Origin of the sequence: Actinoplanes sp. NBRC 103695, from assembly GCF_030269485.1 — a bacterium.
GTDB lineage: Bacteria > Actinomycetota > Actinomycetes > Mycobacteriales > Micromonosporaceae > Actinoplanes.
Genome location: NZ_BSTL01000004.1, coordinates 226,994 through 251,667 on the forward strand (window position 1 = coordinate 226,994; position 24,674 = coordinate 251,667).

Annotated in this window: 19 protein-coding genes; 4 read left to right on the plus strand and 15 right to left on the minus strand. The window is 70.9% G+C overall.

The features are described 5' to 3' along the window. Nucleotides 1–291: 291 nt before the first annotated feature. Nucleotides 292–1,023 carry a helix-turn-helix domain-containing protein gene (locus QSK31_RS07875; protein ID WP_352244389.1) on the minus strand — a complete coding sequence of 244 codons (732 nt, stop codon included), beginning with the start codon at nucleotides 1,021–1,023 and terminating at the stop codon, nucleotides 292–294. Nucleotides 1,024–1,380: 357 nt separating this feature from the next. On the opposite strand from QSK31_RS07875, the gene QSK31_RS07880 reads away from it, so the two are divergent. Beyond that, nucleotides 1,381–1,785, plus strand: coding sequence for a hypothetical protein (locus QSK31_RS07880; protein WP_285682360.1), 405 nt, complete (start codon nucleotides 1,381–1,383; stop codon nucleotides 1,783–1,785). A 107-nt stretch (nucleotides 1,786–1,892) separates the two neighbouring features. On the opposite strand, the gene QSK31_RS07885 is transcribed toward QSK31_RS07880, so the two are convergent. From QSK31_RS07885 to QSK31_RS07935, 11 genes are all read right to left on the minus strand, one after another. After that, on the minus strand, nucleotides 1,893–2,633 hold the full coding sequence (locus QSK31_RS07885; protein WP_285682361.1) for an amino acid ABC transporter ATP-binding protein: 741 nt from the start codon (nucleotides 2,631–2,633) through the stop codon (nucleotides 1,893–1,895). Between the two features lie 4 nt (nucleotides 2,634–2,637). Further along, nucleotides 2,638–3,426 (minus strand): amino acid ABC transporter permease, encoded by a 789-nt coding sequence (locus QSK31_RS07890; RefSeq protein ID WP_285682362.1) that lies wholly within the window; start codon nucleotides 3,424–3,426, stop codon nucleotides 2,638–2,640. Continuing rightward, a complete protein-coding gene (locus tag QSK31_RS07895; RefSeq protein WP_285682364.1) occupies nucleotides 3,423–4,226 on the minus strand; it encodes a basic amino acid ABC transporter substrate-binding protein in 804 nt (267 codons plus the stop codon). The genes QSK31_RS07890 and QSK31_RS07895 overlap by 4 nt, the downstream gene beginning before the upstream one ends. Nucleotides 4,227–4,289: 63 nt before the next feature. Next, nucleotides 4,290–7,568, minus strand: a complete 3,279-nt coding sequence (locus QSK31_RS07900) for a galactose-binding domain-containing protein (protein ID WP_285682366.1) — start codon at nucleotides 7,566–7,568, stop codon at nucleotides 4,290–4,292. 7 nt (nucleotides 7,569–7,575) lie between these two features. Continuing rightward, entirely contained in the window at nucleotides 7,576–9,147 is a 1,572-nt protein-coding gene (locus QSK31_RS07905) for a glycoside hydrolase family 13 protein (protein WP_285682367.1), read from the minus strand. Between the two features lie 59 nt (nucleotides 9,148–9,206). Then, on the minus strand, nucleotides 9,207–10,175 hold the full coding sequence (locus tag QSK31_RS07910) for a carbohydrate ABC transporter permease (protein WP_285682369.1): 969 nt from the start codon (nucleotides 10,173–10,175) through the stop codon (nucleotides 9,207–9,209). An 11-nt stretch (nucleotides 10,176–10,186) separates the two neighbouring features. Next, entirely contained in the window at nucleotides 10,187–11,068 is an 882-nt protein-coding gene (locus QSK31_RS07915; protein ID WP_285682371.1) for a carbohydrate ABC transporter permease, read from the minus strand. Nucleotides 11,069–11,145: 77 nt separating this feature from the next. After that, the gene (locus tag QSK31_RS07920; protein WP_285682373.1) at nucleotides 11,146–12,498 is read right to left on the minus strand and encodes an extracellular solute-binding protein; all 1,353 of its coding nucleotides are present in this window, start codon (nucleotides 12,496–12,498) and stop codon (nucleotides 11,146–11,148) included. 191 nt (nucleotides 12,499–12,689) lie between these two features. Then, nucleotides 12,690–13,691 (minus strand): LacI family DNA-binding transcriptional regulator, encoded by a 1,002-nt coding sequence (locus QSK31_RS07925; protein WP_285682375.1) that lies wholly within the window; start codon nucleotides 13,689–13,691, stop codon nucleotides 12,690–12,692. A gap of 15 nt (nucleotides 13,692–13,706) precedes the next feature. Further along, nucleotides 13,707–14,168 carry a hypothetical protein gene (locus tag QSK31_RS07930; protein WP_285682376.1) on the minus strand — a complete coding sequence of 154 codons (462 nt, stop codon included), beginning with the start codon at nucleotides 14,166–14,168 and terminating at the stop codon, nucleotides 13,707–13,709. Between the two features lie 139 nt (nucleotides 14,169–14,307). Next, nucleotides 14,308–17,130: an AfsR/SARP family transcriptional regulator gene (locus tag QSK31_RS07935; protein WP_285682378.1), complete on the minus strand. Its 2,823-nt coding sequence runs from the start codon at nucleotides 17,128–17,130 to the stop codon at nucleotides 14,308–14,310. 102 nt (nucleotides 17,131–17,232) lie between these two features. On the opposite strand from QSK31_RS07935, the gene kynA reads away from it, so the two are divergent. Genes kynA through QSK31_RS07950 form a run of 3 tightly spaced genes read left to right on the plus strand, consistent with a single transcriptional unit; the run spans nucleotide 17,233 to nucleotide 20,242 of the window. Beyond that, nucleotides 17,233–18,084 carry a tryptophan 2,3-dioxygenase gene (gene kynA / locus QSK31_RS07940; RefSeq protein ID WP_285682379.1) on the plus strand — a complete coding sequence of 284 codons (852 nt, stop codon included), beginning with the start codon at nucleotides 17,233–17,235 and terminating at the stop codon, nucleotides 18,082–18,084. Continuing rightward, complete coding sequence (locus tag QSK31_RS07945) at nucleotides 18,081–19,313, plus strand: kynureninase (RefSeq protein WP_285682381.1); 1,233 nt, start codon at nucleotides 18,081–18,083, stop codon at nucleotides 19,311–19,313. Before kynA ends, QSK31_RS07945 begins: the two co-directional genes overlap by 4 nt. Continuing rightward, nucleotides 19,310–20,242, plus strand: a complete 933-nt coding sequence (locus tag QSK31_RS07950) for an amidohydrolase family protein (protein WP_285682383.1) — start codon at nucleotides 19,310–19,312, stop codon at nucleotides 20,240–20,242. Before QSK31_RS07945 ends, QSK31_RS07950 begins: the two co-directional genes overlap by 4 nt. A 5-nt stretch (nucleotides 20,243–20,247) precedes the next feature. On the opposite strand, the gene QSK31_RS07955 is transcribed toward QSK31_RS07950, so the two are convergent. Genes QSK31_RS07955 through QSK31_RS07965 form a run of 3 tightly spaced genes read right to left on the minus strand, consistent with a single transcriptional unit; the run spans nucleotide 20,248 to nucleotide 24,522 of the window. Next, nucleotides 20,248–21,699, minus strand: a complete 1,452-nt coding sequence (locus tag QSK31_RS07955) for a GTPase (protein WP_285682385.1) — start codon at nucleotides 21,697–21,699, stop codon at nucleotides 20,248–20,250. After that, nucleotides 21,696–23,654, minus strand: coding sequence for a GTPase (locus QSK31_RS07960; RefSeq protein ID WP_285682387.1), 1,959 nt, complete (start codon nucleotides 23,652–23,654; stop codon nucleotides 21,696–21,698). Before QSK31_RS07960 ends, QSK31_RS07955 begins: the two co-directional genes overlap by 4 nt. Before the next feature lie 25 nt (nucleotides 23,655–23,679). Next, a complete protein-coding gene (locus QSK31_RS07965) occupies nucleotides 23,680–24,522 on the minus strand; it encodes an IniB N-terminal domain-containing protein (protein WP_285682388.1) in 843 nt (280 codons plus the stop codon). Nucleotides 24,523–24,674: the final 152 nt, after the last annotated feature.

The following is a 24,674-nucleotide window of genomic DNA, read 5'->3' on the forward strand; positions in this document are numbered from 1 at the left end:
CGCCGGGGCCGGCACAACGCCAGGCCCCGCCGTCAAGCCACCCCACCCGCGCGGGGCAGGCGCAGTGTCCAGGCCCCGCCGTGAAGTCACACTCGTTCGCCCGGTCCGGCGCAGCGTCCCGGTATCCGTCGTCAGGCCGCGCCCGTCCACGCGGGCCCGCACAGCGTCCCAGTACCGCCGTCGAGCCTCGCCCGCCTGCGCGGGCTGGCGCAGAGTCTTGGTCCCCGCCGTCGAGCCTCGCCCGCCTGCGCGGGCTGGCGCGGGCTGGCGCGGCGATCCGGTCCTCGTCGCCTAGCCATACCCGTCCGCGCCGGCGGGCACAGCGTCCCGGCCCGCACGATTGACCCGCCACCAGTATTCCGGCATAGGCGGCGGCGCCACATGCCGATACTTGGCCACACGCACTTCCCACTGACTACGCCGCCGCCGAACATCCCGCCATTCCCGATCCCGATGAAACGTCTCCGGCGGCCGGCTAAGCCCATAGACGTCCCCCCACCACTCACCTGGATCCGGATCCAGAATCGTGTCCAGATGACTCGGATACCGCCGTTCCGCCCCGTCCCGAGTGTCATCCCAGTCATCCATCGGCAGCACGACCCGCCCTTGCGCATCCACAACGACAAGCGAAAGCCCCGCAACCTCCATGAGGCGCAACAGCACAGCCAGGCTGGGCGCCAAACTGCCCGACTCGATCCGCCCGACACACCCGGCCGAAACCCGCCCAGCCGCGGCCATCTCCCGCTGACTGCAGTCCGCGATCCGCCGAGCCCGCCGCACCAGCCCAGCCGCCGGAAACCCGCCACCTCTCCGCTCCGTCATGGCAGCGACAGTGACAGAAACGCCCTGCCTGCCGCCGCTCCCCTGTGGACAACCGCCACCCCCCGCCCCGTTGTGGAAAACCCACCCCTGTTCCCGGCACCCCTTTGCTCTGCTTACACATACGCACCACCGAGGCTGTGCGCGACCACCAAGGCCGCAGGGCTGCCACGCGCTGTCCGGCGCAAATGCGGTGCTTCCCATTTGTAAGCAGAGCCGGAACGGGTTCGTCTCGTCGTTCGGGCGGCGGGTTGTCACTCAGAGCGATGCAGGCGACATGGCGCCGCGGTTTGACCCAGTGAATCGTCGCAGGCCAGCGGCCGTGTTGCGTATGTGTAAGCAGAGCAAAGGGATGGTGAGGTGAGGTTGCGGGCGGACGGGCGCTCACGGGGAGTGCGGGGTGCTGGAGTCGGTGTGGGGGCATTGAGGTCGGTTGGATGACCGTGCGGCGGCTCTGTGAGGTGCATGACCCATGCGGTGGGCGTCGCCATGAGGGGGTGAGCGTGTCCGCTGCGGAGGACTGTGGGGTGATGCTGGCGCGGGGCGGATGTTGGATCTGGGATGACGGGCGGCCTGGGATGGGCTCAGCCCACGCTGAAAGAGCGGCGCTGTGGTCGTGGGTGCCAGGGCCGTCGTGTGGGGACAGGTCGGATCGCGTTGCTCGGCGATGTGGCGGTACAGGCCGTGTGCGGCGTCGCCTGTGGCCAGGTTCTGGATCTGGATCTGGATCTGGATGTTCAGGATCCAGGAGATCGCCGCCGAGCTCGCCGTGCGGCCGATTTCGGCTGTACGCCGTTGAAGAAGGCGGTCAGGCCGGTGCTGATGCTGAGGCTACGAAGGCGGTATGTGACCGGGAGGCCTGCTGCGGTCGGGGACGGGACCAAGCTTTGGGGAATGCTGCGCGGGGCGGTCGGAGCCGGTGTCGACGTCGCCGCATTTGCGTATGTTCGGGTCCTGGGCGGCTGATAGCTCGGTGACGCGAGAGGATCGGCTCGGCGATCCGTGGCGGGAACGCTGGAGGCGCTTGGTGGGTCTGGACCTGGCCGCTGGATCTGGCTCTCGCGGAGGGTCTGTCAGGCGCCCGGGTGCAGGATGCGCTGGAGGAAAGTGCGGGTTCGGTCGTGTTGGGGGTTGGTCAGGACCTCGGCGGGTGGGCCGGTTTCGACTACTCGGCCGTCGTCCATGAAGACGACACGGGTTGCCACGTCTCGGGCGAAGGACATCTCGTGGGTCACCACGATCATGGTCATGCCCTCGTCGGCCAGTTTGCGCATGACCGCCAGGACGTCGCCTACCAGTTCGGGGTCCAGGGCTGAAGTCGGCTCGTCGAAGAGCATCAGGCCGGGGTGCATGGCCAAAGCCCGGGCGATCGCCACTCGTTGCTGCTGGCCGCCGGAAAGTTGGGCGGGGTAGGCGCGGGAACGCTCGGCCAGGCCCACGCGGGCCAGCTGGGAACCTGCCTCCTTCTCCGCGGCGGAGCGGGAACGGCGCAGGACGCGGCGCTGGGCGACGGTGATGTTGCCCAGGACGGTCAGGTGGGGGAAGAGGTTGAACTGCTGGAAGACCATGCCGATGCGGCGGCGGGCCGCGTCCAGGTCGGTGTCGGGGTCGGTCAGCTCGACGTCGTCGACCTGGATGGTGCCCGACGTTGCCGACTCCAGAGCGTTGACGCAGCGCAGCAAGGTGGACTTGCCTGAGCCGGACGGGCCGACCAGGCAGACGACCTCGCCGGCCGCCACGTCCAGGTCGATGCCGCGCAGGACCTCGTGGTCGCCGAAGGACTTGTGCAGGTCGCGGATGCGGACCGTCGACACGCGGTCACCTTCCCCTGGAGGTGCGGCGCTCCAAGGCGCGCACCAGTTGTGACAGCGGCAGCGTGATGACCAGGTAGAGCAGGCCCGCCACCACCAACGGGGTCGCGTTGACCTCCTGGTTGAGGGCGTCGCCGGCGTACTTCGTCAGCTCGATCGTGCCCGCGGTGACGCCCAGGACGTACACCAGGCTCGTGTCCTTGGTCAGGCTGACGAACTCGTTGGTCAGCGGCGGCAGGACGATGCGCAAGGCCTGCGGCAGGACGATGAAGACCATGGATCGAGGGGCGGACATGCCCAGCGAGCGCGCGGCCTCCGACTGGCCCCGGGGAACGGCCTGGATGCCCGCGCGCAGCGTCTCGGCCGTGTACGCCGCCGCGGTGGCGCCCAGGCCGAGCGTCACCGAGCCGTACAGGCCGCCGGGGATCTCGCGGTCGGGGAACGCCAGCGGGATGCCGTAGCCGACCAGGAACAGGACCAGCAGGGCGGGCAGGCCGCGGAAGACCTCGATGTACGCGGTGGCGAACCAGCGGTACGGCGCGACCGGACTCAGCCGCGCCAGCGCCAGCGCCAAGCCGGCGATCAGGCCGAACGCGAACGCCAGGATCGTGTAGATGATGGTGTTCAGCAGGGCCGTGGTGACCACGCCGGGGAACATGCCGGCGGCGACGTCGGGGCGCAGGAACGAGTCGGCCAGCCGGCCCCAGTCGGCGGCCACGGCCACCACGAGCAGAACGGCGACGAAGATGGCGTATGCGGCGCCTCGCGTGAGGCGCCGCCGGGTCCGGAGTCTCACGAGGTCGGCTTCGGGCCGATCCACTCGGTGTAGATCTTGTCGTAGGTGCCGTCGGACTTCGCGGCCGCGAGCACGTCGTTGACCGCCTTCAGGAGGTCGGCGTTGCCCTTCTTGACCGCGAACCCGTATTGCTCGCCGGTGTCGAAACCGGTCGGTACCTCGACCTTGCCGGGGTTCTTCTTCAGGTAGTCGTTCCACACGGGCAGGTCACCGACGGCCGCCTCGATCTGCCCGGTGGTCAGTGCCTGCTGCTCGGAGCCGAGGTCCTTGTACGAGACCACCTCGACGTCCAGCTTGTCCTTGGCGACCTGCTCCTTCACATACGCCTCACCGGTGGTGTCGCCCTGCACCCCGAGCCGCTTGCCCTTGAGATCGGCCAACGATTTGTACGGCTTTCCGGTGAGCACAACGAGCGCCTGGGTGGCGTCGAAGTAGGGATCGGCGAAGTCGAGCACCTTCTTGCGCTCGTCGGTGATGGTCATGCCGGCCGCCGCGATGTCGCATTTGCCGGTGTTGAGGTCCTGCCCGGACTTGATGCCCTCGAACGGGGTGTCGACGATCTCCTGGGTCACGCCCAGCTTCTTGGCCACCAGGTCGACCAGCGCGACGTCGAAGCCGACCACCTTGCCGGACGCGTCCTTGGACTGGAACGGTGCGTAGGGGAGGTGGGTGCAGGTGGTGATCGCCCCGGATTTCACCAGGGTGACACCCCCGGACTCACCGCTCGTGTCTTCCTTGGCGCAGCCGGCCGAGATCAGGAGGACCGCGGCCGCAGCTGCGGGAAGAAAGTATCGACGCATCTGATCACCCTACCGATCGGATAGGGATTCCGGGGGTGGCCGGAGCCACCCCCGGAACACGATTCAGTTGCGGTTGATCGTGAAGGTGGACGTGGTGTTCTCGATGTCGCGCCAGTTGTCGGAGAGACGCAGCCCGGTGAAGGTGGCCGACCCGACTGCCGGGCCCTGACCCTGCTCGGGCAGCGGGTTCACCCAGATGCCGAAGCCCGACTTGGCGTCGAACTCGTCACCGCTCTTCTGCGCCCCGCTGATCGAGATGTTGGTGAACACGGTGTCGGTGATCGGCTGCAGCGGCGTGCTCGGGTTCGAGTACTTGGTCTGGAACATGATGCCGCTGTAGGTCGGGTCGACGATGTCGACGTTGCTGATCCGGATGCCCCGGAACTCCTTCTCCCCGCTGTGCGCCCACAGCGCGGGGAAGGTCTGCTGGCCCCAGAAGTGCCCGCCGGCCCGGACGATCGAGATGTTGTCGAAGTTCGTCGTCGGCGTGGACCCGAAGCCGAGCATCGGGATGCCGAAGTCGATCGACGCGATCGTCACGCCCGAGTAGACCAGGGTGTCCGCGATGTAGATGTTCTTGAACGTGTTGCCCTGGCCGCCGTAGACCGCCAGGCCCGCCGCCCGCCAGGTGAGCGTGCTGGTCAGGTTCTGGAAGACGTTGCCGGTCTGCTGCTGGTTGTTCGAGTCGATCGCGGCGAACAGCGCGAAGCTGTCGTCCCCGGTGGCCCGGGCGTCGACGTTGTCGATCAGGTTGCCGGTGCTGCCGTTGGTCATGTTGATGCCGTCGGCGAACATGTTCCGGATCCGGGAGTTCTTCACCACCATGTTGTCGACGTTGGCGCCCCAGTAGAGGCACATCTGATGTTCGGTCCAGATGTTGTCGACCGTCATGCCGGCGACGTTGTTGAAGTCGAACACCTTGCCGGGGCCGTCCTGCCGGATCGTCCAGTTGCCGAAGAACCCGAAGTTCTTGAACGTCGAGCCGTTGGCCGAGGCCTCGGCCCGGAACCCGGCGTCGGTCTGCGCCTGGTCCTGCGGCGTGAAGAACCGGGTGTACCAGGGTCCGGTGCCGACGACCTGGATGGCCCGGCCGTACACGTTGAACTTGCTGCTGGTGGTGTAGGTGCCGGTCGGCAGGTAGACGCCGGCCTTGCTGGTGTCCTGCCGGGCGGCGTCGAGCGCGTTCTGCACCGACTGGTGGTCGAACCCGGCGGGCACCACGTACGTCGACGGGTTGGGGTTGGCGATCGGGGCCACCTGCTCCGTGTTGATGAAGTCGATGGTGATCGTGCCCGCGTTGCCGCCGTCCTTCTGCAGCTTGATCGCGCTGCCGGCCGGGAACGAGCCGGTCAGCATGATGTTCGCCTCGTCGTAGATGTGCCGCGGCCCGGTGCCGGAGTTCTGCGGCTCGTGCTCGGGCCCGTACAGCCACGCGAACTTCGAGGTCAGCGGCAGCGTCTTGTTGAGCGTGTTGTTCACGTAGACGTTGATCGAGCTGGTCGTGCCGTCCGGGATGGAGAACCGGGCGACCACCGTGTTGGTGGCGGCCTTGGTGGTCCACTGGACGTACGAGCCGGTGCTCGGCAGGGTCACCGCGCGCCGCCCGGACGCCTCGCCGGCGAGGTCGCCGACCCGCCGGTTGGCCGCGAGCACCTGCGCGCCGCCGCCGGTCTGGCCGTCCTCGGCCTCGTACATGTCGTACGGCATGTTGGCGCCGCGGCCCACGAAGAACGACCGCTCGCTGGTGTTGTTGGCCTGCTTGACGGGCAGCTCGTTGGCGTCGTCGGCGAGCACCACGCGAACCGTGTACTTGCCGTTGGCGGCCGTCCACGTGCCCAGGGTGAGGGCGGGCGAGGACGCGCCGGGCGCCAGCGTGCCGTTGTACGAGCCGGTCAGCGTCTGCACCGTGCCGCCGGACTCGTTGAGCAGGGTGAGCGTGACGCCGTGCGCGCCGCCGGCGGAGGCCGAGCTGCCCTGGTTCTGGATGGTCACGCTGAACGTCACGGTGTTGCCCGCCGACGGGTTGCTCGGCGACCAGTTGACGACCGACGCGACCAGGTCCGAGCTGGCCACCGGGGAGACGGTCAGCGACGGACCGTCGAAGGAGTTGTTCGTGTCGTTCTGCTCGACGACGGTGTTCGCCTCGTCCACGACGGCCCGCAACGCGTACGTTCCCGCGTTCCGCGCCCCGATGTTGGCGGTCACCGTGCTGGAGGCGCCGGCCGCGAGCGCGCCGACGTTGGCGGTGCCGACCTTGGCCGTACCCAGATAGAAGTTGACGTTGCTGGCGGGCGACGCGGCGGAACCCGCGTTGCGGACCGTGGCCGACAGGGTGATCGCGTCGGTCTCGACCGGCGCCGACGGCGACGCGGTGAGCGCGGTGACGGTGAGGTCCGGGTTGGGCGCGGGCGTGCCGTAGATCTGGAACTCGGCGACCTGACCGCCGGGCGCGCCGGAGTTTCCGGTGAAGCTGAGCCGCACGTCGGCCGCGGTGGCGCTGACCGGGATGGTGACGGTGTTGCCGGTGGCCGGGTTGAACGTGTACGTGGCCGAGCCGACCAGCGTGGTGAACGACGACGCGCTCTGCTCGCGCCCGAGCACCGAGAACGTCTGCGTCCGCTGTCCCCAGACCGGGTCCGGGTTGAGCTTCACGACGACCGACGACGTGCCGGCGTTGGCGCCCAGCTTGACGGTCAGCGTCGCCGGGTACGCGCCGCCCTCCCAGTAGGTGGCGGTGTTGTTGTCGTTGGCGTTGGCCGCGACGAAGTTCTGGGTCACCGACGAGGCCTCGATGGCCTTGCCGATCGCCAGGTTGGTCCCGGGCGGCGGCGGCTCGGGGTCGGTGCCGCCGGTTCCGTAGACCTCGAGTTCGGACAGTTGCCCGGCCGGCCATCCGGTGTTGCCGGTGAAGGCCAGCCGGACATATCTGGCGGAAGAAGCCGCGAAGTCGATGGTCACGCTGTTGCCGGTGGAGGGGTTGAAGACATAGCCGGCGCTTGCCTTCAACGAGGAGAACGACGATCCGTTGGTGCTGCCCTGGATGGTCAGCGTCTGCGTGCGGGTGGCCCACGCAGCCGCCGGCGGCAGTTTCAGGATCGCCTGGTTGACCGTGGCGGTGGAGCCGAGGTCGACCTGCAGCCACTGCGGGAAGGCGTTGCTGCTGCTCTCCCAGTAGGACGACGCGTTGCCGTCGCCGGCGTTGCCCGGCTGGTAGGCGTCGACGGAGCTGCTGGCGGTGAAGGTCTTGCCGGCGGCCAGGTTGGGGCCGGCGGCGTGGGCGGCGGAGGGGACGAGGAGGACGGCGGCGGCCGCGACCGAGGCCGCGACCAGGGAGCGGAACATGGGGTACCTACTTTCCGGGGTGGAGGCGGAGCCAGACGGCCGTGTCCGGCGGCAGCAGGGTGCCGTCGAGCGGGCCGCTGGCCAGCAGGCAGGAGTGATGGTCCGGCAGGGGGACGGGTGCGCCGGACATGTTGAGCACACTCGCGAAGCCGGGTCCGCGGGTGTAGGCGAGCACTCCCGGCGCGGCGTCCAGCCACGCCATCGTGCTCCGATGCAGGCCCTCTTCCCGGCGGCGCAGGTGGATCGCCGCGCGGTAGAGCTCCAGCATCGAACTCGGGTCGCCGGTCTGGGCCTGGACCGTGCGGTCCTTCCATTCGGCGGGTTGGGGCAGCCACGGCGTGCCGGTGCTGAACCCGAAGGGCTGTTCGTCGCCGGACCAGGGGAGCGGCACCCGGCAGCCGTCGCGGGAGTGGCCGCGCCGCCCCCACATCGGGTCGGCGAACTCCTCGGGCGGGATGTTCTCGTTCTCCCACAGGCCCAGCTCGTCGCCCTGGTAGACGTAGGCGGAGCCGGGCAGCGACAGGGACAGCAGCGCGGCGGCGCGGGCCCGGCGGGTGCCGAGTTCCAGGTCGACCGGGGTGCCGTCGAGGTTCTCCTCGAAGCTGAAGGTGGTCTTCTCCCGGCCGTAGCGGGTGACGTGCCGGGTGACGTCGTGGTTGGACAGCACCCAGGTGGGCGGCGCCCCGATCGTCGCGTGCGCGTCGAGGGTCCGGTCGATGCACTCCCGCATCAGGGTGGGATCCCAGGCACAGCCGAGGAAGTCGAAGTTGAACGCCGCGTGCAGTTCGTCCGGCCGCAGATAGCGAGCGAACCGGTCGACCTCCGGCATCCACACCTCGCCGATCAGGGCGCGGTCGTCGTACTCGTCGGCCACCCGCCGCCAGGCCCGGTAGACGTCGTGCACGCCGTCGAGGTCGTGGAACGGGTGCGGCTGCCCGTCGACGACCTCCGGGAAGGTGGTGTCCTTGAGCAGCAGCGCCGCCGAGTCGATCCGGATGCCGTCGACGCCCCGGTCGAACCAGAATCGCAGGATGCTCTCGAACTCGGCCCGCACGTCCGGGTGCTCCCAGTTGAGGTCGGGTTGCTCCGGGGTGAAGAGGTGCAGGTACCAGGATCCGTCGGGTGTCTGCGTCCAGGTCGTCCCGCCGAACTCGCCGGTCCAGCTGGTCGGCATCTCGGTACCGGGCCGGAACCAGAAGTACTCGCGTTCCTTCGCGGAAGGGTCGGCGAGGGCGGCCTTGAACCACGGGTGAGCAGAAGAGATGTGGTTGGGGACGATGTCGACGATCATCCGGATCCCGGCCTCGTGCGCCTCGGTGATCAGCGCCTCCGCCCCGGCGAGCGTGCCGAAGACGGGGTCGATGTCGCGGAAGTCGGCCACGTCGTAGCCGGCGTCGGCCATCGGGGACGGGTACCAGGGGCTCATCCAGATGGCGTCCACCCCGAGGTCGCGCAGGTGGTGCAGGTGGGCGCGGATGCCGTCGATGTCGCCGACGCCGTCACCGTCGGCGTCCGCGAAGCTGCGCGGGTAGATCTGGTAGATCACCGCGTCGCGCCACCACTGGTTTTGGTCAGCCACAGCTACCTCTTTCTGTTTTTGAGCGCACGGGGCCTGGGAAAAAGCACATTGAGAGCAGATCAGCCCTTCATGGACCCCGCGGAGAGTCCGCCGATGATGCTGCGCTGGAAGATCAAAAAGATGACGATCATGGGTACGGAGGCGATGACGAGCCCCGCCATGAACTCGGTCTGCGGCACCTGGCTGGTGTTGGCGAGCCGGGCCAGCGCCACGCTCAGCGTCTGTTTCTCCGGGTCCTGCAGTACCAGCAGCGGCCAGAGGAAGTCCTTCCAGATGCCGATGATCGCGAAGATCGACACCACGCCGAGGACGGGGCGGGACAGTGGCAGCACGATCGACCAGAGCACCCGCAGCCGGCCCGCGCCGTCGATCGACGCGGCGTCCAGCAGGTCGTTGGGGATCTGGTCGAAGAACCGCTTGAGCACGTACACGTTGAAGGCGTTGGCGGCGGCCGGCAGCCAGAGCGCCCACGGGGTGTTGAGCAGGTTCCAGCCGAAGATCGGCAGGTCGGCGACCGTCAGGTAGGCGGGCACGAGCAGCGCCGACGCGGGCAGCATCAGGCTGGCGAGCATGCCGCCGAGGACGATCCTGCTGAAGATCGGCCGGAGCTTGCTCAGCGCGTACGCGGCGGTGACGTCGACGACCAGCTGGATCAGCCAGCCGCCGAGCGCGTAGAACGCGGTGTTCAGGAAGAACTTGCCCATCCGCATGTTGGTCCAGGCGGTGGCGTAGTTCTCCGGGTGCCAGGACGCCGGCAGCACGATCGCCTTGCCCTCGGCGAGCTGGGCCGGCGTCTGCAGCGCGCTGGCGGCCATCCACCACATCGGATAGAGGAAGGCCCCCGCGAACAGCAGCATGGTGACGGTGACCGCCACCAGATAGGCGACCCGGTGACGCTTCAGATCAATGGCGGAGATGAGCGTACGGGTGCCGGCGGCGTGTTGCCGGGTGCGGCGCTTGCGGCCCGGGCCGGGCGGGGTGGCGGCCACCTCGGTGAGCGCCTGCGGTGGTGGGGCGGTGAGCGTCATGTCGGGGCTCCTCAGTCCGCGGACCGGGTCAGGCGCAGGTAGAGCGCGGAGAAGGCGCCCAGCACGACGAAGAGCAGGACGCTCATCGCGGCGGCCATGCCGAAGTCGTTCTGGACCTTGAACGCGTAGCGGTAGATCAGCACCATCACGGTGATCGTGTCGGGGCTGGACGTGCCGGTGAGCAGGTACGGCTCGATGAACACCTGCATGGTCGCGATGATCTGGAGCAGCAGCAGGACCAGCATGATGAAGCGCATGTGCGGGACGGTCACGTGCCGGATCCGCTGCCAGACGCTCGCCCCGTCCAGCTCGGCCGCCTCGTACAGGTCGCCGGGGATGCCCTGCAGCGCGGCCAGGTACATCAGCGTGGCGCCGCCCATGTTGGCCCAGGTGGACACCAGGACCAGTGAGATCATCGCGGTGCTGGAGCCCTGCGCCCACTGCGAGGCGGGCAGGCCGACGCCGCCCAGCAGCGTGTTGAACAGGCCGTCGCCGGGGTCGTAGAACTCACGCCAGAGCAGCACGGCGACCGCCGGCGGGAGCATCACCGGCAGGTAGACCAGGACCCGGAAGAGGCCGGTCAGGTGGCGGAACTCGTTGAGCAGGATGGCGATCACGAACGGGACCGCGTACCCGAAGACCAGCGCGAGGCCGGTGAACTGGATGGTGTTCTTCCAGGCCGTCCAGAACAGCGGGTCGTCGAAGACCGCCCGGTAGTTGTCGAGTCCCACCCAGAACGGCGGGATCACGAAGTTGTCCTGCTGGAAGCTCAGGACCACGCCTTTGACCAGCGGGTACCACGAGAAGAACCCGAAGCAGAGCAGGCCGGCCGCGAGGAACGCGTACCCGAGGGCGTTGTCCGCCAGCCGCCGGCGCACTCGCCCCGCCGTCATTACCGCCACCGTGCTGCCTTTCTTTCAGGATGGGGGAGGGCCGCCGGCGGATTCGGCGTCCGCCGGCGGCCCGGGTCTCACTTGACGCTCTGCAGGATCTGGTTGACCTGCGTCTCCGCGTCGGTGAGCAGCTTCGCCGGATCGGCGTTCTTGTCGGTCAGCACCTTCTGCATGGCGACGTCGAGCACGGCGTAGATCTGCTGGGCGTTCGGCGGCTCGAGCTTGACCGGGATCTTGCTCATGCTCGCCACGAACGGCGCGTAGTTGGCCTGCGGGACGTTCGCGTACTGCTTGTCCGAGGCCGCCTGCTTCTCCGCGGCCGCGCCGGTGAAGATGGCCGGCTCGGGCAGGCCGACCGGCTGCTTGGTCTCACTGGACCATTTGTTCTCCTCGGCGATCTTGTCCGCGGAGGTGAACCAGAAGGTCAGCCACTTGAGACCGGCCCGGATCTTCTCGGGGCTCAGCCCGGCCTTGAACATGTAGCCCTCGCCGCCGCCCAGGGTGCCCTGGCCGTCCGGGATCGGGCCGAGGCCGTACGTCTCGAACTTGCCCTTGTACTGGTTGACGATGGTCGGGATGTTGTCGGCGGTGGCGACGTACATGCCGAGCTTGCCTGAGCCCATCTGGTTGAGCAGGTCGGCCCACTCGAGCAGCTGCTTCTGGCCCATCGAGTCGTCCGTCCAGCGCATGTCCTTGAGCTGCTGGAGAACCTGCTTGCCCTTGTCGTTGTTGAACGCGGCCTTCCACGCGCCGCCCTCGTTCACCGCGACGTCGCCGCCCAGCGAGTACATCTCGGCGGTGAAGTGCCAGCCGCCGGTGTTGCTCTTGCTGTAGTCGCCGTACCCGATGTTGCCGCCGCCCAGGGCGGTGATCTTCTTGGCCGCCTCGCGGACCTCGGCCCAGGTCGCCGGCGGCTGGTCCGGGTTCAGACCCGCCTTCTTGAACAGGTCCCGGTTGTAGAGCAGGCCCATCGAGTAGTTCTTGTACGGCAGCCCGTACGTCCCGCCCTTGTCGTCCTGGAAGACCTTCTGCACCTCGGGCTTGAGCTGCGAGGTGATCGGGAAGTCCTTCAGGTATTTGCTGATGTCGGACACCTGGCGCTTGGCGATCAGGCTGGCCGGGTCGGTGAAGTAGACGTAGAAGACGTCCTCGAGCTGGCCGCCGGCGAGCTTGGCGGGGAACGTCTGCGGGTCCATCTTGCCCTCGCGGACGTCCAGCTTGATGGTCGGGTTGGCCTTCTCGAACGCCGCGACGTTCTCCAGGAAGTGGTCGTGGTTCGCCTTCTCGGTGGCCGGCGGCAGGCCGTTGATGACCAGCGTGACCGGGCCGTCGGCCTTGTCCTCGCCGGCGCTGTCGTCGTTGCCGCAGGCGGCCGCCGACAGGCTGAGCCCGGCGATCAGCAGCGCGCCCAGCAGCCTCTTTCTCAGCATGGGGAACCTTCCTCTATGTCGCGAGCGTGCTCTCATGTTTCGTAGCGGTGACGGTAATTGGTCTGTTCTTGTTACGCAAGAACTTCACTCAGCCACGAAAGAACTTGACTTTCGTGGCGCAGCACACTTTTCCCCACGAAAAAGCGGGCGGACCCATGGGGTCCGCCCGCTGAAGTTGATGAATGTCCTGGTCAGGCGACCTTTGCCGGCCCGGTGCTGCCGCGGACGACGAGTTCCGGCTCGAAGAGAAGCTCGTCCGGTTGCACCCCGGAGCCCTCGATCTGGTTGACGAGGAGGTCGACCGCCGCCTGGCCCATCATCTCGATCGGCTGCCGCACCGTGGTCAGCGGCGGATCGGTGCAGGTCATCAGCGCCGAGTCGTCGAAGCCGACCACCGACACGTCGGACGGCACGTCCAGGCCGAGCCGCCGGGCCGCCCGGATCGAACCGAGCGCCACCACGTCGGACACGCAGATCATGCCGGTGACGCCGCGCTGGATCAGCCGGCCCGCCGCCAGCCGGGCGCTCTCCATCGAGAAGTTCGTGCGCTCCACCCACTCGTCCGGGCGATCCCAGCCGGCCAGCTTGGCGACCGCGGCCAGCTTGCGGCGCGACGGCATGTGGTCCTCGGGGCCGAGCACCAGCCCGATCCGCTCGTGCCCGAGCGAGCGCAGATGCCCGTACGCCTGCTCGACGGCGACCGCGTCGTCGGTGGAGATGTGCGGGAAGCCCAGTCCGTCCACGCCGGCGTTGACCATCACCACGGGCATCCGGCGGTCCAGGAGCTGGCGGTAGTGGCCGTGCTCGGCGCCGGCCAGCGCGTACGACCCGCCGGCGAAGACCACGCCGGACACCTGGTGGTCGAGCAGCATCTCGATGTAGTCGCTCTCCGGCACGCCGCCGATCGTCCGCGCGCACAGCGCCGGCGTGAACCCGCGCTGGGCGAGGCTGGCGGTGACCACCTCGGCCAGCGCGGGGAAGATCGGGTTCTGCAGCTCGGGCAGCACCAGCCCGACCAGCCGCCCGCGCTCGCCCCGCAGCTTGGTCGGACGCTCGTAGCCGAGCACGTCGAGCGCGGTCAGCACCGACGCACGGGTCGCCTCGGAGACGCCGCTGCGGCCGTTGAGCACTCGGCTGACAGTCGCCTCGCTGACGCCCGCTTTCTTGGCCACCTCGGCCAGTCGCTTTGTCACGGGCGCAATCCTACGTCAGCGGCCTGCAAGAACTGAACGCCTCTTTGCCCTTCCTTGCAAGAACCGTCCCCACGGCTTGTAAGTGGAGAGCACCGTCGCGAAGATCATCAGGCTGGTCGACACCGCCGGCGCCACCACCAGGTTGACCCGGTCCGGCCCCTCCGGGATGCCACCCAGCTGGGGATAGAGCACCAGGGTGACGAGCAGGAGCATCAGGGTCGTCACGGCCAGCTTGACCACCACCCAGGTGTGCTTGAACAGGCCCCACGGGGTCAGCAGCGCGTTGAGCACCCCGACCAGCCAGACGACGGCGCTCAGCGGCGTGAACAGCGCCCGGCCGATTAGGCTCTGCGCCGGATAGACCAGGTCCGGATCGGCGCCGGCCAGGCCCGCGATGCCGAAGGTCAGCATCACCAGGTCGACACCGAGCCAGCCGACCGCGGTGATGACGTGGACGGTCAGGATCAGCTTTCGCATCGGCGGCTTCATGCCCGAGAGCCTGCCGGGAACGCCCGCCGGGGTCATGCCGCACACAGCGCAATCCCGCCTACGCTCCCGGGCGTAGTGGCCGCGTAGCGAGCGCTCGCGGCCGCGGCGCCGCCGGTGCGGTTCACGTCTACGGCGACGTGCTCCGAGCCAGACCGGGCTGCTCGCCCACCGCGGCGAGCAGCCTGGACCGGACCTCCCCGGCGTCCGGGTGGCCGAGCTCGTCGAACAGCGCCACCGCCGCCCACCAGGCCGCGTGGGCCTCGGCCGGCCGGCCCGCCTCGGCATGCACCTCGCCGAGCTGCCGCCGGGCCGTCGCCTCGTTGAACCGGTAGCCCAGCGCGTGCAGCAGATCGGCGGCGCGGGTGTACGCGGTGGCCGCGTCGTCCAGGCGGCCCAGCCGGTGCAGCGCGAAGCCGAGGCTGTCCCAGGTGGCGCCCTGGCCGTACCGGTCGCCGATCTCCTCGAACAACCGCAACGCCTCCCGGCAGTGGTCCACGGCCCGCTCGTCCTCGCCGACCCGCACGAGCAGCCACCCGACCGTGTTCAGCGCGTTCGCGTGCCGCGCCTGGCGTCCGGAGGCGGCCTGCAGCTCCAGCGCCTGCTCGGCGTGCCCGAGCGCCGCGGCGTACTCGCCCCTGAGCTCCAGCACCCAGGCGAGGTTGAGGTGGGTGCTGGCCTCACTGGCGCGGTTGCCGATACCGGGCGCCATCGCCAGGGCGTCCCGGAGATGGCGCAACGCTTCGTCGTAGTGGCCGGTCCGGCCGTACGCGCGGGCCAGAGCCCGGCGGGCCCGGACGCCGGCGGCCGCGTCGCCGAGGCCGTCCGCCGCGTCCAGGGCGAGGCGCTGGGTGACATCGAGGTCGTGCCAGTACCCGCGGCGGTCCAGAAACGTCATCAGAGCCCAGGCCAGCTGCACGGTGTGCCGCCGCCGGCCGGCGGCGGCCGCCTGGGCGACGGCGGTCAGCAGGACGGCGTGCTCGGCGCTGAACCAGCCGACCGCCCGGGCGTGGTCGGCGATCGGCTCCGGCACCACGCCGGGCGGCGCCGGCGGCAGCGGCTCCGCGACCCGGTGCGGGTCGATCAGCGCGTCCGCGGCGCGCGCCGTCCGCAGGTAGTGGTCGAGGATCCGGCGTACGGCCGCATCCCGCTCGTCGGCCGTCTCCGTGGCTGACTCGGTGGCGTGCACCAGCTCGGTCGCGTACGCGCGCAGCAGGTCGTGGCTGCTGAACCGGCCCGGCGCGTGCTCGGCGACCAGGTGGGCGCGGCTCAGCTCGGCCAGCGCCCGGCGCGCGTCGCCCCCGGCCAGGCTGGTGGCCGCGGCGACCGTGATGTCCGGGCCGCCGTGCAGCCCCAGCAGCCGGAACATCCGCGCGGCGGCGTCACCCAGGGCGCCATAGGACCAGGAGAACACCGCCCGCACATCGGTGACCGGGTCGCCGCCGTCCAGCGCGTCCAGCACGCCCCGGGCCTCGCGCAGCTCGCCGGCCAGCGCGGCCAGCGGAAAGCCGGGATGCGCGGCGGCCCGGGCGGCGACGACGCCGAGCGCCAGCGGCAGTCCCGCGCAGGCGTCGGCGATCGCGGCCGCGGCGGCCGGTTCGGCGTCGACGCGGCGCTGCCCCAGCCGGCGGGCGAGCAGATCGAGGGCCTCCGCCGGGTCCAGCACGCCGAGTGTCACGGAGTGCGCGTCACCCGCGACGACGACGCCGCTGAGCTGGTCCCGGCTGGTCACCAGCAGCAGGCAGCCGGGTGCGCCGGGCACCAGCGGCCGGACCTGCTCGGCGTCGCGCGCGTTGTCGAGCAGGATCAGCATCCGCCGCCCGTTCAGCAGGCTGCGGTAGAGGGCGGCCTGCGCCTCCGCGCTGCTCGGCACCCGGTCGGAGGGGAGCCCGAGCGAGTCCAGCAGGGTCCGGGTCGCCTCGGCCGGGCTCATCACCGCGCCACCCGGGTCGAAGCCGCGCAGGTTGAGATAGAGCTGGCCGTCCGGGAACCGGTCCGCCGCACGGTGCGCCCAGTGCACGGCGAGCGCGGTCTTCCCCACCCCGGCGGTCCCGGAGACGGCGGCGATGGCCACCGAGCCGGGCGCGTCGCCGAGCACCAGGTCCAGCTGGGCGAGGGCGTCCGCCCGGCCGGAGAACCCGCGGACGTCGGGCGGGAGCTGGGCCGGCCGGACCGCGGCGGCCGGCGGGTCCTCCGGGCGCAGGACCAGGGTGGCGTCGGCGGCCAGGATTCTGCGTTGCATCTCGCGCAGCCCCGGCCCCGGCTCGACGCCGAGCTCGCGCTGCGACACCCGCCACGCCTGGGCGTACGCGGCGAGCGCGTCGCCCTGCCGGCCGGACCGGTAGAGGGCCACCATCAGCTGCTCGGCGAACCGTTCCCGCAGCGGATGCCGCCGGGTCAGCCGCCGCAGCTCGCCGACCAGATCGTCGTGGCGCCCGAGCTGCAGGCCGGCCTCGATGCGCCACTCGAGGGCCTGGAGCCGCAGGTTCGTCAGATGCGCCACCTCGGTGTCCTGGACCAGGCGCGAGGCGACGTCGGCGAAGGCCGGTCCGCGCCAGAGGGCGAGCGCGGCGGTCAGCGTGTCGGCGGCCGTGGACCAGGCCCGCGCCCGGACCGCGTTGCCGCCGTGGTGGCAGAGGCGGGTGAACCGCCACGAGTCCAGCTCGTCCTCGCCGACCTCGATCAGATAGCCCGGGGCCCGGGTGACCAGGCGCTCGGCCAGCTCCGGCCCGAGCCGCTGCCGCAGCAGCCGCACGTAGTTGCGCAGGGTGGGCCGCGCCGCGGGCGGCGGCTCGCCGTCCCACATGGCGTCCGCCAGCTCGTCGAACGAGATCGCCTGGTTGGCCCTGGTCAGCAGGATCGCGAGCAGCCGCCGGTGCTGCGCCGCCGCCACCGGCCGCTCGTCGCCCGCCGCGTCGTGGACCTGCAGCGGTCCCAGCACCCCGAACCGCACGGTGCTCTCCCTCCACATCGGATCCGATGGGACCATAACAACGGCGATCAATAAAGCAGTGGCGCCAGGCAGCGCGCCGGCCGCGGACGTAGCCTGGTGGTCATGGATCAACGACCGCTAGAGGACGGCATCGTCCGCGACTTCAAGGTCAATCTGTCGTACGGGCGCTATCTGCACCTGGACGAGATCCTGAGCGCGCAGCACCCGGTCAGCACCCCGGCGCACCACGACGAGCTGCTCTTCATCCTCCAGCACCAGACCTCCGAGCTGTGGCTCAAGCTGGTGCTGCACGAGCTGCGGACCGTGCTGCGGCAGCTGGCCTCCGACGACCTGCGGCCCGCGCTCAAGGGGCTCGCCCGGGTCAAGCACATCCAGCGCCAGCTGACCGAGCAGTGGTCGGTGCTGGCCACGCTCACCCCGACCGAGTACGCCGAGTTCCGCAGCTTCCTCGGCACCTCGTCGGGCTTCCAGAGCTACCAGTACCGGGCGGTCGAGTTCACCCTCGGCAACAAGGACGCCCGGATGCTGTCGATCTTCGACGACGACCCGTCCGCCAAGATCATGCTGACCGGGGCGCTCGAGGCGCCCAGCGTGTACGACGAGTTCCTGCGCTACCTGCACCGCCGGGGCCACGACGTGCCGGCCGAGATCCTGCAGCGTGACGTCACTCTTCCCTACCGGTACCACGCCGACCTGGTGCCGGTCTTCGTGCGGATCTACGAGAACGCGGACGAGCACTGGGAGGCGTACGAGGCCTGCGAGGAACTGGTCGACCTGGAGGAGAACTTCCAGCTGTGGCGCTTCCGGCACCTCAAGACGGTGGAGCGGACCATCGGCTTCAAGCGCGGCACCGGCGGATCCAGCGGCGTCGACTTCCTCCGCAAGGCGCTCGACCTGACGTTCTTCCCGGAGCTGTACGCCGTCCGTACCGAGATCGGAGTGCCCGGCCAGTGACCGACGACCTCGCGACCGGCGACCTGGCCGCCCGCGCGGTGGCCCTGGACGCCGCCGACCCGCTGGCCGCCTACCGCGACCGGTTCCTGCCCGCCGAGGCGGTCGTCGCCTACCTGGACGGCAACTCGCTGGGCAAGCCGCCGGCGGAGACCGCCGCCCGGATGGACCGCTTCATCCGCGACGACTGGGGCGGGCGCCTCATCCGCGGCTGGACCGACGAGTGGCTGGAGTGGCCGGCCCGGATCGGCGACCGGATCGGCGCGCTCGCCCTGGGCGCCGCGCCCGGCCAGACGATCGTCGCCGACTCCACCACGGTCCTGCTCTACAAGCTGGCCCGGGCCGCCGTCGACGCCCGCCCCGGCCGCACCGAGGTGGTCCTGGACACCGACAACTTCCCCACCGACCGGTACGTGCTGGAGGGCATCGCTGCCGAACGCGGCCTCACCCTGCGCTGGATCGAGACCGATCCCGCCGCCGGCGTGCACCCGTCGCAGGTCGCCGACGCCGTCGGGCCGCGGACCGCGCTGGTGCTGTTCAGCCACGTCGCCTACCGGTCCGGGTGGATCGCCGACGTCGCCGCGATCACCCGCATCGCCCACGACGCCGGGGCGCTGGCCATGTGGGACCTCAGCCATTCGGCCGGCTCGGTGCCGGTGTGGCTCGACGAGTGGGGCGTCGACGTGGCGGTCGGGTGCTCGTACAAATATCTGAACGGCGGCCCCGGCGGACCCGCCTTCGCGTACCTGCGCGGCGGCCTTCAGGACGAGCTGCGCCAGCCGATCCGCGGCTGGATGGGCCACCGCGCGGCGTTCGAGATGGGACCGGGGCACGAGTACGCCCCCGGCATCCGCGCCCTGCTCAGCGGCACCCCGCCGATCCTCGCGATGGTCCCGCTGGACGTCAGCCTTGACCTGCTCGCCGAGGCCGGCCTGGACGCGGTCCGAACCAAGTCGCAGCTGCTCACCGGCTACGTGCTGGACCTGGCCGACGAGTGGCTCGCGCCGCTGGGCGTGACGGTGACCAGCCCCCGCGACCCGGCCCGCCGCGGCGGCCACGTCACCCTGAACCGGCCCGGCTTCGCGGACCTCCTGGAGCCGCTGTGGGACGCCGGGGTGATCCCCGACTACCGCCGCCCCGACGGCCTGCGGATCGGCCTGGCCCCGCTGAGCACCAGCTTCGCCGAGGTCCACGCCGGGCTGTCCCGCCTGCGCGACCTGCTCACCGGATGACCTTTCTGCAGCCGGACACCCTGTGGTGGGACGGGCGCCTCCGGGCCGGCGCCCTGCACCGCACGGCCGGCGGCTGCACGCTCGTGGCCTCCGCGCCGTCCGCCGAGCGAATTCCCGGGACGCTGCTGCCCGGCCTCACCGACGCGCACGTCCATCTCGGTCTCGCCGACCACGGCGCCGTCCGGGCCGGCGGCATCGCCGAGGTGTGGGACCTGGGCGGCGCCCTTCCGCTGCCGGCGACGCGCGAAGGTGTCCGATACGCCGGGCAGTTCCTCACCGCGCCCGGCGGCTATCCCAGCGACCGCGCGTGGGCGCCACCGGGAAGCTGGCGCGAGGTCCGCTCGCCCGCCGACGGCGCCGAGGCGGTGGCCGAACAGGAGGGCGCGTCCTTCATTAAGGTGACGCTGCACGCGGGCGGCCCGCTGCTGGACCTGCCGACGGTCACGGCGATCGCCGATGCCGCGCACGACGCAGGCCTGCCGCTGATCGTGCACGCCGAAGGTCCCGGCACGGTCGAGACGGCCCTGGAGGCGGGCGCCCGCCTGCTCGCTCACACGCCGTGGACGGCGCCGCTCGACGACGGTGTCCTGCGGGCGGCGGCCGGGCGGACGACGTGGATCAGCACGCTCGACATCCACGGCTGGGGCGCCGAGACCCCGTCGCTGGTCACGGCGATCGGAAACCTGCGGCTCTTTCTCGCGTACGGCGGGACCGTCCGCTACGGCACGGATCTCGGCAACGGCCCGCTCGTACCCGGAATCAACGCCCGGGAGATCCGCGGCCTGCAACGCGCCGGTCTGAGCCCGGCCGACATCCTGATCGCGATGACCCCCTCGGCCGCCGCCCTCCCGCCCAGCTGGATCCCCGCCGGCCTCGACCTCGACCCGGAGCGCTTCGCCGATTCCCTGGCCACCGCCCGCGTCTGGTGACCCGGTCAGAGCACCTGGGTGCCGGCCAGCCACTCGATGATCATGTCGCAGCTGCGCAGGACGACCGCGGCGGCGCGGCGCTGGGCGGCGGACGTGTCCGGGCGGTGGGACTCCTGGCGCCAGCGTTCGGCCGCCGCGTACGCCGCCGTGTAGATGTCGTCGGTGGACGCCTCGGCCGGCATGCCCAGCCGTTCGCCCACGCTCGTGCCGGTGCCACCCAGCAGACGCCGGGCGTCCGCGGCCGACTCCGGCGCCAGATCGACCCGGCCGGACCGGAGCGCGGACAGCAGCCGGAGCTCGCGGAACGGGTGCAGGTCGGCGGAGAGCAGCTCGATCTCCGCGAGCTGCTCGCCCAGCCCGGGCGCCGGCTCGGTACGCAGCAGCTGATCCAGCACGGTCAGCGCCGACCTCGCCTTCAACGCCGCCCGGCGGGTGGTGAAGAGCTCCGCGACCGCCGACTGCAGATCCTTGAGCCCGCTGTACTCCTGCAGCTTCTCGGCCAGCGCCGCCCGGGTGGCACAGCCGGTCCGGGTGAGCGTGACCGCCAGCCGGAGGCCGCCCAGGCCCAGCCGCCGGACGAGCTGGTCGCGCTGCTCGGCGGTCACCCCCGGCAGCGCGCCCGGCGCCGTGAACCGGTCCACCGACAGCAGATGCGGCTCCAGGCTCGCGCGCGGCCACGCGGCCAGCTCGGCCAGCACCCGGAACTCCTCCTCGCGCAGCGTCCGGGCGGCGTGGCCGACCAGCGGGGACACCGCGATCACGTCCTGGCAGAGCGTGCCGACGCGAGGTTCACGCCGCCGCCGCCGGGCGAGCTGCCGGGCCGTCAGCATCGCGTCGGCACGGCCGCCGGACGTGGCGTCGGCCCGGGACAGCACGACGATCGTGTGGACCGGGAAGACCGACGGGCCGCGCAGGCCACGCCCGGCCCAGAGGAAGCTCAGGTCGGCGTCGTCCAGGTGGGTGGTCAGGTAGAGGACGGCGTCCGCCTCGCGGAAGACGTCCCGCGCCTCCAGCCGTCCCGTGTCGATCAACCGGGTCCGCCGCAGCGTCCGGCTGGGCCACTCGATCACGGCCCGGCGGGTGGCGCCCGAGGCCGTCCGCTGGGCGGCGCCGGTGCTCAGCCGCAGCCCCGGCGTGGTGCGGACCATGGCGACCTCGTGCGGGCGCTGATCCTCGGCGAACCACCAGGCCCGCGGCGCCGGCCCGTCCTGGTAGGAGGTGAACGCCGACGGCCCGTCGGTCGGCGCGGCCGGCGCCACGTCCTCGCCGATCAGCGCGTTGACCAGGGTCGACTTGCCGCTGTTCGGAGTGCCGGCGACCACCACCCGCAGCGGCTCGGCCAGCCGGGTCGCGGCCTCCTCCAGCACGCCCGCCGCCGCGCGGTTGCCGCGGTAGGCGTGCGTCGCCTGGCTCAGCAACCGCTGGACGCGCTGTTCCAGATCCTCGTCGTCGATCACGACGCGGCGCTGCCGGCCAGCGCGGCCGGGCTCGGACCACCCCGCAGCGCCTGGGCCTGCTGGTTCAGCGCGGACAGCTGAGCCAGCTCCTGCTGGATGCCGCGGGCGCGCTGCTCGCGGACGGCGACCTCGCGGTCGGCCGCCGCCTTGGCGCTGCGCAAGGACTCCATCACGGCTTCCTGCAGGTCCTCGGTCACGGCGGTGAAGTGGTCCCGCAAGGAGCGCTGGATGCGGCGCACGGTGTCCCGGGCGTCCTTGGTGAGGCGTACGAAGATCTCGTCGACGTGGCGCTGGACGATGGTCCTGGCCTCCGCCTGGCGGCGCTTGAGCAGCGCCTTGCCCTCGTCCCGGATGCTCTTGCTGCCGAACAGCGCGCCGCCGCCGATCGAGATCGGGTTGATCAGCGACATCCCGGCGAGGCTGGTGGCCAGGCCGAACATGATGACCCCGCCGTACGAGCCCTTCAGCCCGATGAAGAGTTTCTGGCCGGGGCTGAACGAGGCCACCGGCGGCGCGTCCAGGCCGCCCGCGTTCCCGCCGAAGTCGTCCGGGACGGCGAGCATCTGCGCGGGCAGGACATCGCCCGCGTCGGCCGGGAACTCGTCGGCCACCTTGCGCGCCATCCACTGCGCGCGCTCGGCCAGCCAGGTCACACTGGCCCGGGTCAGCTCCTCGACGGCGTCCCGCAGCCACGGCTCGAACTCGTCCCACTCCTTCGCCGGGTCGGCCGTGGTGAAGAACTCGTCCGCCTCGGTGAGCACCGCGCGGGTCCGCTCGCGCAGGTCGTGCTCGATGTCCGACATCAGGTCGCCGACCTCGTCGGAGAGCCGGTTCTGCCAGCGCTGGGCGCAGCGCCTCAGGTCGTCCAGCCGGCGCTGGGTGGCGTGCAGCCGGGCGACCGCCTCCGTCGCGTCGCCGGCCTGCTCGGCGGTCAGTTCCGCGCGCAGCGGCTTGGCGAGGCGTTCCAGCACGGTCCGGCTGAGCACGGCCGCCATCGCCGGCGCCAGCTGGTCCGGCTTGGCGGCGAGCATCCGCTGCAGGTGCAGGATCAGATCGGGGAAGCCCGACTCGGTGTTCAGGCCCGCGTCACCGGCCTTGACGGCGTGCAGCCGCAGCGAGGAGGAGACCGCGGCGACGGTGGCCGGCACCCCGGCGTGGGTCAGCTGCTCACGGCTGCGCGCCAGGTGCTGCCGCCAGTCGGGGGAGTAGTCGGCCTTGGTGAGCACGACCAGCAGCGCGGGGAAGAGCCGCGACAGATCGGCCAGGACCGCCAGCTCGGCGTCGCTCAGGTCGCGGCCGGTCTCGCAGGTGAAGAGCACCAGGTCGGCGCCGGCGCCGGTGGTCAGCTCGCGCGCCTCGGCGACCGCGTCCGCCTCCGAGCCGGGCAGCCCGGTCAGCGGCGGCGTGTCGATGAGCACCAGCCCGCGGGCCAGCAGGGTGCGCGGGACGCCGATGTCGGCGTGCAGCGGCGCGGTCGCCGGCAGCGTCGCGGCGGCCTGCGTGATGGCCCTGTCCAGCCCGTCCACCGCGAGCGGGATCCGGTCGCGCAGCCCGGCGTCGCCGGTCCAGTCGGCGCTCGGCGAATCCCGCCTGATCAGCTGGGCCTCGGGAATGTCGGCGTGCCGGATGACCGCGGGAACCGTCGTCCCGCCGTGATCCGGCACGCCGCACACGGTCGCATTGATCATCGCGTTGATAAGCTGGCTCTTGCCCTGTCGGGCGGCGCCCGCCACCAGCACCCGCAGTTGAGGTTCCAACATGCGGGTCCGGCGGCGGGACAGCCAGTTCGCGATCTCCGCGCGACCGTGCGCGGAGCAGGTGCGGATGGTGGCGTCCATGACGTCCAGCCACGACAGCGGCGCGGCCGCCCGCAGCGGGTCGGGCACCGCCCGGCTCAGCGGGACGAGGGAGGTCGGACCCGCATACGCCGTGGGTCCGGCCTCCCAGCTCGTCATCCTCGCTCGTTCCGCCCTCTCCGGGTCAGTGGTGCAGGTCGGTGATGCCACCCAGCAGGTCGTGCCCGAGGTCGTCGTCGGCCGGGTGGCCGATGCTCGGCAGCACGCCGCCGGTGACGCCGTGCACGGTGTCGAGCGTCCCGGTGACGGTGCCGTGCACGCCGTGCACCACATCGTCACCAAGGTCCGGGTTGACCACCGATACGACCGAAGAGGTTGCCCCGTGAACGCCCGCGACGTCAAGGCCCGTCACGTTCGACAGATCAACCGATGACGGAACGTTCGCAACGTGGTCCAGCGTCTCGATCGGACGCAGGTCGGTGTCCGGCACCAGCTGACCGGCGCCCGGGACCACCGTGTCGACGGTGCCCTGAACGGCCACGCCGGCGTCGAGGTCGAGAGCCGGGTCGTTGTCCACCGACAGGTCGGCCACGCCGCCGATCGTGGTGACGCCGCCGACGCCCAGGCTGGCGCCGGAGAGCACCGAACCGCCGGTGAGCAGGTCCTCGCCCACCAGGGCGGTGGTGTGCACGCCGGCCAGGCTGACGTTCACGTCGGCGCCCGCCGCACCCTGGACCGGGGTGAGGGCCGCGGTGGCGGTGATCGTCTGGAGCTGGGCGACCGCGCCGGCGACGTCCAGGTTGGCCACGCCGGTGGAGAGGTCGTCCAGACCCGCGACGTCGGTGATGCCGGCGACCGGCGCGTAGTCGACCACCAGCGGGATGACCTGCTGCACGTCGGCCGCGGTCACGTCACCGAGGCCCGCGTGCTGCAGGGTCGTCTCCGGGTCCAGCTCGAAAGCCGACCGGGCGGCCGAGTCATAGATGAGGTTGAGGACGAAATCCTGCAACGTCGGCGACGAATCCATCGAGTCTTCCTCCGCTTTTGGGGTAACGCTGTGCTGACGCCGCTCGTCGGCGTCCGGCAAACCGTACGGTCCGCGGCAAGGCCCGGGCATCGGTAATCGTCCACCCCTCGCCGATTAGGGGATTAGGGGATCGGGGGGCCGGAATCATGGGG